Below are 12,890 nucleotides of genomic sequence, written 5' to 3' on the forward strand. Positions count from 1 at the left end.
ACCGGTCCTGGGCGACTGACCGGGCCGCCGGTGCGGTGGCGGACTTCCTTCCCTCCCAAAGAAGCAGGCGGGCCCGGCTCTTTCGAGCCGGGCCCGCCTCGCGTCCCGCCCCCGGGACCGCGGCCGGGGCCTGTCCTGCGGGTCAGGGCGAGGCCGGATCCCGACCGTTCTGACCCACCGGACAGGCCCTAGTTCAGGACCCGCCAGTCGCGCGAGCCCAGGTACTCCGGGCGCGGCTTCGCGGCCGCGAACGGCTCGACCAGAGAGTTCTCGATCGAGTTGAACACGATGAACAGGTTCGAGCGCGGGAACGGCGTGATGTTCCCGTTCGAGCCGTGCATGCAGTTCGAGTCGAACCACACCGCCGACCCGGCGGGGCCGGTGAACTGGCGGATGCCGTGCTTGTCGGCGAGGAGCCGCAGCGACGCCTGGTCGGGCGTGCCGGCCTCCTGCCGGACCAGCGACGACCTGTGGTTGTCCTCGGGAGTCGCGCCCAGGCACGAGACGAACGTCTGATGCGAGCCCGGCATGATCATCAGCGAGCCGTTGAAGTGGTGGTTCTCGGTCATCGCGAGCGAGAGGCTCACCGCCCGCATGCGCGGCATGCCGTCCTCGGCGTGCCAGGTCTCGAAGTCCGAGTGCCATTCGAACGGCGCGCCGCCGAAGCCGGGCTTGTAGTTAATCCGGCTCTGGTGGACGTACACGTCCGAGCCGAGGATCTGACGGGCGACCCCGGCGATGCGGTCGTCGCGGATCATCGCCGCGAAGAACGGCGAGATCTTGTGGACGTCGAACACGGAGCGGACCTCGTCGGTGGTCCGCTCGCGCACGACCCGCTCGTCCCCGGCCAGGGACGGGTCGTGCAGGAGCTGCTCGACCTCGTTCTGGGCCGCCGCGAGTTCGGCGGGGCTGAGCAGCTGCTCGACGGCGGTGAAGCCGTCGGCCCGGTGCGCGTCGAGGTGCGGCTGCGCGAGCGGCCCGTCGGCGGGCCGGCCCCAGACGGCGGGGTCCTCGGTGCGGTAGATCAGTCGCGGCTGGTCGAACCGCCGGGTCGGATAGAGGTCGGTTGGCGACATGGTCGTTCGTTCCTCTCTGCGCCGCAAGGGATGCGGCGCGCCGCTAGTCGTTCTCGGTGATGAGGGGGTACACGCCGTCGGCGTCGTGGACCTCCCGGCCGGTGACCGGCGGGTTGAACACGCACACGCAGCGCAGGTCGCTCTCGACGTCGAGGACGTGCCGCTCGTGGCCGTTCAGGACGTACATCGTCCCGGGCGCGAGCGCGTGGACCTCGCCGCTCTCCAGGTCGCGGAGCTTCGCGGACCCTTCGATGACGTAGACGGCCTCGACGTGGTTGGCGTAGTGCATCGTCGTGGAGGTCCCCGCGTAGAGGACCGTGTCGTGGAGGGAGAAGCCGGTCCCGTCGCGGGCGAGCAGGAGCCGCCTCGAACGCCAGGTCCCGGCGGCCCGGTCCCGGTCGCCGCCTTCGACGTCGGCGTCGGTGCCGACGAGGTCCTCAAGCCTTCTGACGATCATGCGGCCTCCTTCGCCTCGGCCTCTTTCGCCACCGCCGCAACGGCTTCGCGGGCGATGCCGATGCCCTCCTCGAAGTCGTCCCTGGTTGTGGTCAGCGGCGGGAGGAGCTTGACGACCTCGTCCTCGGCGCCGGAGGTCTCCATGAGCAGGCCGTTCGCGAACGCCTCCTGGCAGACCTGGCCGGCGTGCGCGGGCTCGTCGAAGACCAGGCCGCGGGCGAGGCCCCGGCCGCGGGTCGAGATCCCGAGTTCCGGGTGGGCCTCGGCGATGCCCTTGAGTTCGCCGTCGAGCCAGTCGGCGCGGTCGTCGACGGCGGCGGTGAGGTCGTCGTCGCGCCAGAACGTCTCCAGCGCGGCGGTGGCGGTCGCGAACGCCGGTGCGAACCCGCGGAACGTGCCGTTGTGCTCGCCGGGCTCCCACACGTCAAGGTGCGGTTTCATGAGCGTGAGCGCGAACGGGAGTCCCATGCCGGACAGGGACTTCGAGAGCGTGACGATGTCCGGGGCGATCCCGGCGCGCTCGAAGGAGAAGAACGGGCCGGTGCGCCCGCAGCCCATCTGGATGTCGTCGACGATGAACAGCAGCTCGTGCTCGCGGCAGACCTGTTCGAGGCCGCGCAGCCACGCGTCGGAGGCGACGTTGATGCCGCCTTCGCCCTGGACGGTCTCGACGATGACCGCGGCGGGCCGGTCGAGGCCGGAGCCGGGGTCTTCGAGGAGGCTGCGCAGCCACAGGAAGTCGGGCGTGCGCCCGTCCATGTAGTTGTCGTAGGGCATGGTCGCGGCGTTGTTGAGCGGGACGCCCGCGCCGCCGCGCTTCATGGAGTTCCCGGTGACGGCGAGGGCCCCGAGGGTCATGCCGTGGAAGCCGTTCGTGAACGACACGACGGTCTCGCGGCCGGTGTACTTGCGCGCCAGCTTGAGCGCGGCCTCGACGGCGTTGTTCCCGGCGGGGCCGGGGAACTGGACCCTGTAGTCGAGGTTGCGGGGTGCGAGCACGAGGTCGCGGAAGGCCTCCAGGAAGCGGCGCTTCGCGGTGGAGTACATGTCGAGGGTGTGCACGACGTTGTCCTCCGCGAGGTAGGCCAGGAGGGCCTCCTTGAGCGCGGGGTGGTTGTGCCCGTAGTTGAGCGATCCCGCACCGGCGAAGAAGTCCACATAGGATCTTCCCTGCTCGTCGGTGATGCGGCTGCCCCTGGCCGTGGCGAACACCGCGGGCCAGTTGCGGCAGTAGGAGCGGACTTGTGATTCGACCTGTTCGAAAACCTGCATGAGTCTCTCTGGGTCGGCCTGTTCGGCGGTCCCCCGCTTCCCGTCCGCGCGCTTGCCGCGGACGGGCGCTTACCCGGGTCGGCCTCGGCGAAGCCTGCGAGCCGTAGAGGTGCTCGGCTTGCCGGTGCCCGGGTAGGGCGGGCTCAGTTCCGGACGTGCCCGTGCATCGGGCGCGCTAGCGGCCCGATGCGTTGCAGCACTTCGGGTTCGTGTCCGGAGCCGAGCTCGTGCTCGGGAAACAGCACGTCGCGCGTCAGGTCCGTGTGGTTCGCGTTCGCGAACGACTCGAACAGGTGCAGCGACGCTTTGTTGCCGGGGGTCACGGTCGCTTCGACGAAGCGGACCCCCTCGGCGCGCACGCGTTCGGCCAGGTGGCCGAGCATGCGCGATGCCAGTCCGCGGCGGCGGAAGTCCGGGTCCACGGCCACCTGCCACACGAAGAGCGTGTCGGGTGCGGCCGGGCGCCGGTAACCGGTGATGAAGCCCGCCAGGCGCCCTCCCGCGCGAGCGACGACGCTGGTGTCCGCGAAGTCGCGGCACCACAGCAGGTACGCATACCTGGAGTTGACGTCGAGGCCCCCCGATTCGCGGGCGAGCCGTTCCATGGGTCCTCCGTCGGCCGGGCTCGGGGAGCCGAACTCGAAAGAGCCCAGTCGAAGCGGAGTGACCGGATCGAGCGGTCCCGTGGCGGAGCCGCTCGATCCTCTGACCTGGGTGCCGGCCCCTGCCGGGCCGTCGGCACTTGCGTCACCGGTTGGCATGGGGACGACCGTAGCAAGGATCGCCGCGATTGTTAAGGCCAACAGAACATTATTGTGAAGTTTTACGCACAGGTTCAGTAGACCTCGGGCTCCTCGCTGCCGTGGCCTTGCGCGTCAAGGCGTTCGAGCCCGGCGCGCTCGCCGATCGCCTGCCGCAGCGCGAGCTCGGGGTCGACCCCGGCGCTGCGCGCGGCGTTCACGGCGGCCAGCAGGAAGTCGCCGACCTGGTCGGGTTCCAGCTTGAAGCCGTCGGGGAGCTCGGGCAGGTCCAAGGTCTCGCCCTGGTCGCTGAAGCGCTCGATGACCTTGGCGGCCAGCGCGAGCGAGGGCAGCTGCCGGGAGACGCCGTCGGCCGGGTGGTCGCGGTCTGGCTTCTCGGCGGCCTTCGCCTCGTTCCAGTTCTCGTACAGGTCTTCGGGATCGGCGTCGCCCCACACGTGCGGGTGGCGGCGGACGATCTTCTCGACCAGGTCCCCCGCGACGTCGTCGATGTCGAAGTCCTCGGCGAGCGAGGCGTGCAGGAGCGGCTGGAACAGGAGGTCGCCGAGCTCTTCGCGCAGCTCGTCGGGGTCGCCACCGGCGATGGCGTCGAGGACCTCGTACGACTCCTCCAGCAGGTACGGGGCGAGGCTCCCGTGGGTCTGCTCGCGGTGCCACGGGCAGCCGTCCTCGGCGTGGAGCCGGGCGACGGCCTCGACGAGGTCGAGCAGGCGCGCGCCGGGCGGATCCCATGAGCCGTAGACGACTTCGAGTTCGATCTCGCCGCCGGCGACGTATTCGGCGAGGGCTTCGCGCAGCTCCTCGTCGCCGTCCTCACCGACGATCCAGACGCCGCCCTCTTCGAGGAACTCGGCGGCGTCCTCGACGATGTCGACGTCGATCCCGGCGTCGCGGATGGCCGCGACGGCGGGCGTCTCGTCGAACGCGGCCACCGCCTCGGCCTCGTGCAGTGCGTCCCACGCCTCGACCGAGAGGAGGCCGGCGGGGATGCGGGGGGAGGTCAGGAGCCAGGTGACGGTGCTCAACGCTGCGGGACCTCGACGGGGAAGACCGAGGGGAGCGGGCTGAGGTCGAAGTCGCCGTAGCGGGGGTTCACGGAGATGTCGTACTCCTCGATGTACCCGGCGAGGTCGTCGGTGAACCCGGCGAGGAGCTCCAGGTCGCCCTGGCTGTACCCGGCGACGTTCGCGTCGGTCGCGGCCGCGGCGGTGGCGGCCTCGATCTCGGCGTCGGTGAGCGGCCGCGGCTCGGACTGCGCGACGAGCTGCTGGAAGTACTGCTCGGCTTCGAGCGCGATGGCCTCCAGCTCGTCGGCGCCGGCGCTGTCGACGGGGTCGAGGCCGACGGCCTGGCCGAGCTCGGAGTAGAGGACGTACACGACGACCTGCTCGCGGTCCCCGGCGTAGTCGTGGATGCTCAGGTCCTCGCCCTGCTCCGCGCGGAAGTCCGCGATCGTCGTGACGTACCCGTCGATCGTGGTCTCAGGCACCCGCTCGTCCCCGACGAACAGCGCCGCCCCCTGCTGACTCCCGCAGGCCCCCAAGGCGAGCAGCAGCAACGATGCCACCGCCCCCAATCTGTATCCGCGCACGGAACGTCCCTTCCACTCGACTGCCCCTGTGACCTTAGCCTCACGCCAGAAGCCTCCACAATCCCCCCACCTCGCTCGATTCCGAGCGGCCCTTTCAACCATGTGATGTCCTTGATCAGACAGAACCTCATATTGACTGCCGGTATGAAGGTCAGGTGAACACACCTCCGCCACACCTCCCCAGCCGTGGCTTCCAAGGGCTCCTGCCGCCGGACCAGTGGGACGAACTGCTCCGAGCCGGAGTCAGCTCACCCCTGCGCGGCGGCAACCTGCTCCTCTCCCAAGGCTTCCAGACTGGCGTGGTATACGCGCTCCGTTCCGGGCGCGTCCGCGTAGTCCACACCGAGCCCGGGGGCAAGGAAGCCCTCATCGCGGTGCGTGGCCCCGGCGATCTGCTCGGCGAGTACGCCTATCAGGACCACGGCGAGCACATGGCCTCGGTGTGGGCGCTCGAACCTTGCGAGGTGACGGCGTTGAGCTCAGCCCGGTTCGAGGACTTCATCCGGCGGCACCGCTGCGAGGAGCTCCTCCAGCGGTACATCCTCGGCAAGATCCGGCAAGGCGGCCAGCGCATCTGGCGGGCCGCGAACCTCCAGACCGAGCAGCGCGTGGCCCTGCTCTTCCTGGAGGTGATCGGGGCGGCCCGTGTCGGCGCGGATCCGACGATCCCCATGACTCAGGGACAGGTCGCCGACTCGCTAGGCGTCGCTCTCAGCTCGGTCACCCTGGTCCTCGGCCAGTGGAGAAGGCACGGCCTGATCCGGACGCTGCCGGCGCCGCTGCGCGTTCTCGACATGGCGGCCCTGGCCCGCCATGCCAATCCGCGGTAGACGATCCGAGTGCTTCCCAGATTCATCCGACATCGGACAGCGCGGAACCGCCTCTGCCGCAGACGATGAGATTTGCACACCTCACCACGAGCGAAGGAGCCCCCTCCATGTCCGATTCCCAACTCTCCCAGGCCGAAGACCGGTACCTCACCGTCCTCGCGCTCGACATCGAGCGCTTCGGGCGCTTCACCGACGCGCAGAGCACCCGTATCGCCTCCTCCTTCCGGGACGCCGTGGAGCAGGCGTTTGAGCGCAGCGGACTCGCCGACACCTATACGGCGCATGCCTTCATGCAGAACCAGGGCGACGGGATCGTGGCCGGGTTCGACGAGTCCCGCCTCCCGCTGATCGTGGACCGGCTTCCGAACGCCCTTCAGTCCAGCCTGCGAGAACTCCATCTGCGGGACGGTTCCGGGGTGCGGATGCGGATGGGCATCTCCTACGGCCCGGTCCAGGGCATCGCCGACCGGCGAGTCGACGTCGCACCGAACCGCACCGTCGTCGACGCCTGCCGGATCGCCGATGCCGAGGCGACCAGGCAGCTCCTGCGGCGCTCGGACCCGGAGGCCACGTTCCTGGCCGCGGCCCTCACCGCATCGGTCTTCGACTTCACCGTCGCCCGCAACCCGCTGTGGCTCAGGCTCAGCGAGTTCATCGAAGCCGACATCACGATCGAGGAGAAGGACTACCGCGCCACCGCGTTCCTCCATGTGCCCTCGCCCTCAGGCGAATTGCTGCGCGAGGGACTGCTCTGCGCCGAGGAGACCGAACCGGAACCACACGTCCCTCTCGAAGAGCGGGTCGAACGCCCAGCCGGGCACTACCTGCGCGGCGACGTCAAGTCCGAAGGCGGCGTGGCGAACATGATCGGCAGTGTCGGCGGAGGTCTCCAACAGAACGACATCGGTCCCGTCTCCGGTCCCGGCGCGATGGGCGTCGTCAACGCCGGCACGGTCAACCAGACCCATGTCGCGGGCGACCAGAGCACCGCCGGCCGCGACGTGCGCCTGAACCAGGTTCCGTGGGAGCAGGGCGACGGCAAGCACCGTCGCACCCCTGAAGGATGGGAGCACCCGTGAACGCCTCCGCCCCGAAGCCGGTCATCGACGCAGAAGAACAGACCGGCACCAGCGCCGATGCCGCAGTGGAAAAGGACCGTGAAGGTTCGCAGGAGGCATTGGGGGAGCAGGCCGAAAGCGTCGACCAGAAGATACAGACCGGCGACGTCTCTGGGCCGGGCGCAACCGGCGCCCTCAATGCCGACACGGTCAACCAGGACTACAAGATCTTCGAAAGGAACCAGTTCCAGTTCTGGGTCGACGGCAGTGACGCCGCTGACGATCTCCGAAGGCTCTTCGGTTCAGCGTCCAACCAGGAGTCACCCGAGGTCGAGGTGGAGGATCTCCTCCCCGTCCCGGACGTCGAGGCCCACTTCAAGGCTCTCGCCGAGGAACACCTTCTGATCCTGGCCTCGACCCGCTACACCGGCCTCACCAGCGCCGTCAATCAGCGGTGCAAAGCGTTCGCGGACAGGGAGGCACTTCCGGCGAAGCGGCTCCTCGCAACAAGCATCAAGGAGTTCGGCAAGAACCTCCGGGGTATCGGGGAGCCCACGGTCGTCGTCCTCGACATCTCGCAGAACTCCGCGTTCCAGGAGGATCTGCCGAAGGAGGCCAACCTTCTCCGCGAACTGCTCAAGCGGCATTCGTGCCATCTCGTGCTCGCCGTCGAGATCGAGTTCCGGCCCGGCTTCAGGAAGAATTTCCCGGACACCGTCTTCGACCTCGAACGCCTGCCGCCCGAGCATGTGTTCGACCGGCATTTCCAACGGCCCGAATCGGATGTCGTGGAGGTACTCGAATCCGATTTCTTCCGCGACATCCGCCGTACGGCATGGCCGCCGCTCGCCCGGACAATGGCCGAAATCCTCAACCACGCCCCTGCCGGCATCACGCCCGACGAGTTCCAGGATCTGCTCGGCAGCAGGCTCGGCAACCCGTCGGAGACGATTCGCAACCTCCTCGAACAGCAACTCGACCCGCGCGGCAAGGCGGTGCTCATCGCAGCCGCCGCCCTGGAGCAGCTGCCCGCAAGCGCCATCGCAGCCGCCTCCGACGCCCTGCTCGACGCCACCCGCGTCGAGGGAGCGCGACAGGAACTGCTGGACGAGCCCGGGATCACCCAGAAGCTCGAACTCATCCGTGAGGACTTCAACGTCGAAGGCTCGACCTTCAAGAACCCCGAGATCGGCGATGAAGTGCTCCGCCACGTCTGGAACCAGTACCCGAACTGGCGGAAACCGATCACGGAATGGCTCGGAAGGCTCCTCTTGACCCCGGATCACCTGGAGCTCTCCCGGCTGCCGAGGCGACTCGTCGTCCTCACCTCGACAGCCGAGAACGACGGGATGCTCAAGGACTACGCCAAGCTGATTCTCAACAGCTGGCCTCCGACCCTCTGGCCCTTCGCGCCGGTGCTCATGCTCGGCGGTGCGCTCGACCCCGTGATCGGCCCCGGCATCCGAAACCGGCTCTACGACTGGAGCCGCAGCGACAACCTGAAGTTCCAGTGGACGGCGCTTGAGACCTGCTCCGACGAGGACTACCTCATTCGCTTCCCGGGCAATGCTCTGTTCCGTCTCCGGCAACTCACCGGGTCGGAAAATGCGATCATCGCGAAGGCCGCGTTCGAAGCCATCGTGGATTCGACCGGGCATCTGCACCTCACCGAACTACTCGGCCACTTCCACTTCTGGCAGGTCGGGTCTGATCAAGTCAACGTCGAGGAGATCGCGGAGATCCTCGATCGGATCTGCGACAAGCCTGAGATCGTCGACAAGCTGAAACGCGATCCCCTCCAACTGCTCGACGAGCCCTTCGGCGTTGCGGACTCGTTCTGGCACATGCTGTTCGACAACGCCGACTCCGCATCGTTCCGACTCGCGGCCCGCGCCTGGCTCATCCTCGCGGCGGAGCTGGACGGATCGGACGGCAACCGCATGGTCGACCTCCTGGTCGAGTCGGCGGCGGGAGACTACCGCGCAATCGGCCAGGTCGCACAGGCAGCCAAGTCCCTCACCCTGGAGGACTCGCACCTCTCCCACCGCACCAGGGAACTCGCCCTCTACATGTACAACCGCGTCTTCGAAATCGAGGTGCCCCTCTAATGCTTGCGCTCGTTCTCATCCTCAGCCTCATCGGCGTGGTCTGCCTCCTCGTTTGGGCCCACTACCGGTTCGGCATCTTCAACGGCTTCACTGAGGACCCGCTGTACCGGCAGCAGTTCGGTTCTGCTTCCGCGACTCAGGAACTGGAAGCGAAGGTCGCGTTGCCGAGCAAGGACCTGTACTACCAGTTCGACTGCAATTTCAAGGTGCACTACACCTCCACCCGGTCCGGCACGGAAGGACGGGAGCCGCCGCTGCTCGAGGTCGAGTCGCTGCTGTTCAGCACCGGCAAGGACCAATCGGTCAAACTCGCACTCCCGCAGAAGGACCAGCTCCGACACGAGCTCAACGGCGTCTTCATGAACGAGCAGCCGATGCCCGGCCATGACTTCCGCATCACCGCGGAGTGCATCGGGATCGACGTGGACCCCAAGCAGCTTGCAGCCGTCAAGCACGGGTTCGCGGAGGACCTCGCGGACGAACGCCTGAGAAAGAAGGTCGCCTACCTCGAATCCGTCTTCGAGAGCCCCCGGAACGCCACGATGTGGTGGCTGGCCCAGAACGTCGACAAGGTCGAGGACCTCCCCAACATGGCCGAGCTCCTCTATCGGCTCGACCGCCGCCTCCACCCCGACGCCAACCCGTCGAAGCTTCCGCTCATCCTCGACCTCGACTGGTTCATTGAAGGGGCGACGGACGACAAGCGGGCGGCGATCGGCGTCGCGCTCGCGGGGATATACAAGAAGTACGGCGAGGACGTGCTTGCGAAAGAAGCCGAAAGCCTCATCCCCAACCGCACCATGCCGTCCCGTATCCGAGATGAGGAAGATCCCGACGACCCGGATGCGGGCATCCCCGCTCAGGCCACCCGCTCCTAACCGGCCGCGCGAAGGGGCGATAGGCGGTCCGGGTTCTCCGGTCACCAGTCGGTGATGAGCGGGGGTTGTTCACGGGGGGTGGATTGCCATTGGGTGTTGAGGCGGGTGAGGTGGGTGGGGGTGGCTATTGAGGCGGCGTGGGCGATCTGGGTGTCGCGGATGGTGAGGATGATGGTGCCGACGACGCGGCCGTCGACGGTGGCGATGAGGGCGGGGGCGTGGTTGACGACGGAGGCGTGCATGGAGGGGGAGCCGCCGGCGAGGCGGCGTTTGGCGTCGGTGGGTTTGAAGCCGCCGCGGAGGATGCGGGCCATCTGCTCGGCGCCCGTGTAGTGCATGAGGGCGGCCATGAGGCCGGCGCCGTCGGTGACGCCGGTGGCGTCGGCGGTGAGGAGTTCGATGAGGCGGTCGGTCTCGCCGGAGGAGGCGGCGGTGACGAACGCTTCGACGATCTTCAGGGCTTCGGATCGGGAGACTTCCGTGCGGCGTTCCGCTGCTATGTGGAGCCTCGCCCTTCGGGCGTGTTGCTGAGACGCGGATTCGGTGATGTCTAGGATCTTCGCTATTTCACTGTGGCTGTGGGAGAAGGCTTCTCGCAGGATGTAGACCGCTCTTTCGACCGGGGTCAGGCGTTCTAGGAGGAGCAGCACGGCGATCGAGACGGACTCGCGTTGTTCGACCGTGTCCTGCGGGCCCAGCATCGGGTCGCCTTCGAGGAGGGGTTCGGGGAGCCAGTTGCCCACGGCGCGTTCCTTGCGGGCCTTGGCGGAGCGGAGGCGGTCGAGGGCGAGGTTGGTGACCACTGTGGTCAGCCAGGCTTCGGGGACGTCGATGAGGTCGCGGTCGGCGGCGTGCCAGCGGAGGAACGCGTCCTGGACGACGTCCTCGGCGTCGGCGGCCGAGCCGAGGAGGCGGTACGCCAGGGAGGCCAGCCGGTTCCGGCTGGCCTCGAAGCGGTCGGTGTCGTCCATCTCCCGACTCTAAACGGGGACCGTCTGGTTCGCGTGGGTCCGCGCTGCATTCAGGCGGCGCCTGCGCAGCGGGAGGCCGTAGGTCGGGTGGGCGACGCCGTAGGCGGCGCCCGTGAGGATGCCGTTCTTCAGGCGGGCGGCGGTGCGGCCCTGGAGGGACCAGCTCGTGGAGCGGGAGCCGAGGTGGAACGCCTGGAAGACCGCGTCTTTGCGTCCGAGGCTGATGTGGTTGCCGTAGTAGGCGAGTGGGATCCGGTCGGCGCGGGTGCCGGTGAGGTCGGCGATGATCGCGTTGGCCGCCTGCATGCTCGTGAACCCGGCGGAGGCGCACGACATCGGGAGCACTTCGCCGTCCTCGGCGAGGCTGAAGACGCTGTCGCCCGCGGCGTAGACGCCGGGGTGGGAGAGCGATCGCATCTGGCGGTCGACGAGGATCTGGCCGGTTTCGTGGACGTCGAGGCCGCTGGCGGCGGCGATCGGGTGGGCGGCGAAGCCCGCGGCCCAGACGGTCGCGTCGGCGGTGAAGGCGCGGCCGTCGGCGACGGCGCCGGTGGCGGTCACTTCGGTGATCTCGGCGTGCTCGTGGATCGCGATGCCGAGCCGGTCGAAGGCGGCCCGGAGGTGGCGGCGGGCCTTGGCGCCGAGCCAGCCGCCGAGTTCGCCGGAGGTGGCGAGGACGATGCGCAGGCCGGGCCGGGACTCGGCGATCTCGGTGGCGGCCTCGATCGCGGTGAGGTTGCCGCCGACGACGAGGACCGTGCCGGAGGCGAGGCCGTCGAGGCGCTCGCGGAGGCGGAGCGCGGCGGGGCGGCCGGCGACGTGGTGGGCGTGCTCGGCCACGCCGGGGACGCCGCGGTCGGCGACGGTGCTGCCGAGCGCGTACAGCAGCGTGTCGTATTCGATCGCGCCGTCGTCGAGGGACACGGCCTTCGCGTCGGCGTCGACCGCGGTGACGCGCGCCTGCCGGAAGCGGATCCCGGTGCCCGCGAACACGTCCGCGAGCGGGCGCGGCTTCAGGTCCTGCCCGGCCGCGACCTGGTGGAGGCGGAGGCGTTCGACGAAGTCGGGTTCGGCGTTGACGACGGTGATCGCGGCGTCCTCGCGGCGGAGGCGGCGGGCGAGGTAGCCGGCGGCCCAGGTGCCTGCGTATCCGGCGCCGAGGACGGTGATGCGGTGCTGCATTGGTCTCACTCCTGTCTGGCTTGCTCGGCCTCTGAACGGGGCAGAGCCGCGATCCATGACAGGTGGTGGGTGTGCAGTGCGTCTCAGTCGGCGCTGTCCTCGTCGCCGGCGGGGACGCGGCGCCGGCCGCCGCGGCTCAGGTAGCGGCGGTGGTCGAGCTGGTCCATCTCGTACCGGACGTACCAGGGGGTCCAGCCGCCCTGCGCGAACCACTGCCGGCCGCTGCGCGAGACGAGGCCGCCGATGACGCACAGCGTCAGGATGATCCACAACGGCGCGACGACGAGCGCGGTGATCTCGCCGTAGGTCCGCAGGACCCCGGTGACGCCGATGAGCGTGTTGCCGACGGCGAACAGGATCGCGAACGTCCGGGCCCAGCGGCGGCCGTGGCCGAGCTGGAACACGATGATCGCGTACGGGACGGTCAGGACCGCGATGAGCGGCAGGACGATCGCGATCGGGAACGTCGTCCCGACCGGAAGTGCCGCTTCGAGTTCGGCGACGCCGGGGATGTCGTGCGACTGGTCCTCGACCCATCCGAGGAGGCGGGGGCCGAGCCCGAGGCTGACGCTGACCAGCATGAAGTACTGGAACACCAGCGTCACCTGCGCGAGGTCGACGGAGTGCGGCTTGTCGTAGAGCGGTGCGGGGCCGGGAGATATGGGGCTGTTCACGGGCGCTCCCAAAGGCTTGGTACCTCCAGGGTA

The 12,890-nt window shown here is 68.7% G+C and carries 13 protein-coding genes; 4 read left to right on the top strand and 9 right to left on the bottom strand.

Features of this window, described 5'->3' with window-relative positions; all coding sequences use genetic code 11:
• Positions 1-188 precede the first annotated feature (188 nt).
• The 6 genes from thpD to DI269_RS21980 form a co-directional block, all read right to left on the bottom strand.
• Positions 189-1,076 (bottom strand): ectoine hydroxylase, encoded by an 888-nt coding sequence (thpD, locus tag DI269_RS21955; RefSeq protein WP_112139843.1) that lies wholly within the window; start codon positions 1,074-1,076, stop codon positions 189-191.
• 43 nt (positions 1,077-1,119) lie between these two features.
• Positions 1,120-1,533: an ectoine synthase gene (locus DI269_RS21960; RefSeq protein WP_112139845.1), complete on the bottom strand. Its 414-nt coding sequence runs from the start codon at positions 1,531-1,533 to the stop codon at positions 1,120-1,122.
• Entirely contained in the window at positions 1,530-2,804 is a 1,275-nt protein-coding gene (gene ectB / locus DI269_RS21965; RefSeq protein WP_112139847.1) for a diaminobutyrate--2-oxoglutarate transaminase, read from the bottom strand. The genes DI269_RS21960 and ectB overlap by 4 nt, the downstream gene beginning before the upstream one ends.
• Before the next feature lie 143 nt (positions 2,805-2,947).
• Positions 2,948-3,457: a diaminobutyrate acetyltransferase gene (gene ectA, locus DI269_RS21970; RefSeq protein ID WP_332871989.1), complete on the bottom strand. Its 510-nt coding sequence runs from the start codon at positions 3,455-3,457 to the stop codon at positions 2,948-2,950.
• 182 nt (positions 3,458-3,639) lie between these two features.
• Positions 3,640-4,590, bottom strand: coding sequence for a MazG family protein (locus DI269_RS21975; protein WP_112139852.1), 951 nt, complete (start codon positions 4,588-4,590; stop codon positions 3,640-3,642).
• Positions 4,587-5,132: a hypothetical protein gene (locus DI269_RS21980; protein WP_157975155.1), complete on the bottom strand. Its 546-nt coding sequence runs from the start codon at positions 5,130-5,132 to the stop codon at positions 4,587-4,589. Before DI269_RS21980 ends, DI269_RS21975 begins: the two co-directional genes overlap by 4 nt.
• A gap of 179 nt (positions 5,133-5,311) precedes the next feature.
• Between DI269_RS21980 and DI269_RS21985 the strand changes: the two genes are divergently transcribed.
• From DI269_RS21985 to DI269_RS22000, 4 genes are all read left to right on the top strand, one after another.
• A complete protein-coding gene (locus tag DI269_RS21985; RefSeq protein ID WP_112139856.1) occupies positions 5,312-5,986 on the top strand; it encodes a Crp/Fnr family transcriptional regulator in 675 nt (224 codons plus the stop codon).
• A gap of 107 nt (positions 5,987-6,093) precedes the next feature.
• The gene (locus DI269_RS21990) at positions 6,094-7,065 is read left to right on the top strand and encodes a nucleotidyl cyclase domain-containing protein (protein WP_112139858.1); all 972 of its coding nucleotides are present in this window, start codon (positions 6,094-6,096) and stop codon (positions 7,063-7,065) included.
• Complete coding sequence (locus DI269_RS21995; RefSeq protein ID WP_112139861.1) at positions 7,062-9,152, top strand: hypothetical protein; 2,091 nt, start codon at positions 7,062-7,064, stop codon at positions 9,150-9,152. Before DI269_RS21990 ends, DI269_RS21995 begins: the two co-directional genes overlap by 4 nt.
• On the top strand, positions 9,152-10,030 hold the full coding sequence (locus tag DI269_RS22000; RefSeq protein WP_112139863.1) for a hypothetical protein: 879 nt from the start codon (positions 9,152-9,154) through the stop codon (positions 10,028-10,030). The genes DI269_RS21995 and DI269_RS22000 overlap by 1 nt, the downstream gene beginning before the upstream one ends.
• Before the next feature lie 41 nt (positions 10,031-10,071).
• On the opposite strand, the gene DI269_RS22005 is transcribed toward DI269_RS22000, so the two are convergent.
• The 3 genes from DI269_RS22005 to DI269_RS22015 form a co-directional block, all read right to left on the bottom strand.
• Complete coding sequence (locus DI269_RS22005; RefSeq protein ID WP_112139865.1) at positions 10,072-11,001, bottom strand: sigma-70 family RNA polymerase sigma factor; 930 nt, start codon at positions 10,999-11,001, stop codon at positions 10,072-10,074.
• Positions 11,002-11,010: 9 nt separating this feature from the next.
• On the bottom strand, positions 11,011-12,183 hold the full coding sequence (locus DI269_RS22010; protein ID WP_112139867.1) for an NAD(P)/FAD-dependent oxidoreductase: 1,173 nt from the start codon (positions 12,181-12,183) through the stop codon (positions 11,011-11,013).
• An 83-nt stretch (positions 12,184-12,266) separates the two neighbouring features.
• Complete coding sequence (locus DI269_RS22015) at positions 12,267-12,857, bottom strand: hypothetical protein (RefSeq protein ID WP_112139870.1); 591 nt, start codon at positions 12,855-12,857, stop codon at positions 12,267-12,269.
• Between the last annotated feature and the right edge of the window lie 33 nt (positions 12,858-12,890).

This window comes from Glycomyces dulcitolivorans, from assembly GCF_003265355.1.
Classification (GTDB): Bacteria; Actinomycetota; Actinomycetes; order Mycobacteriales; family Micromonosporaceae; genus Glycomyces; species Glycomyces dulcitolivorans.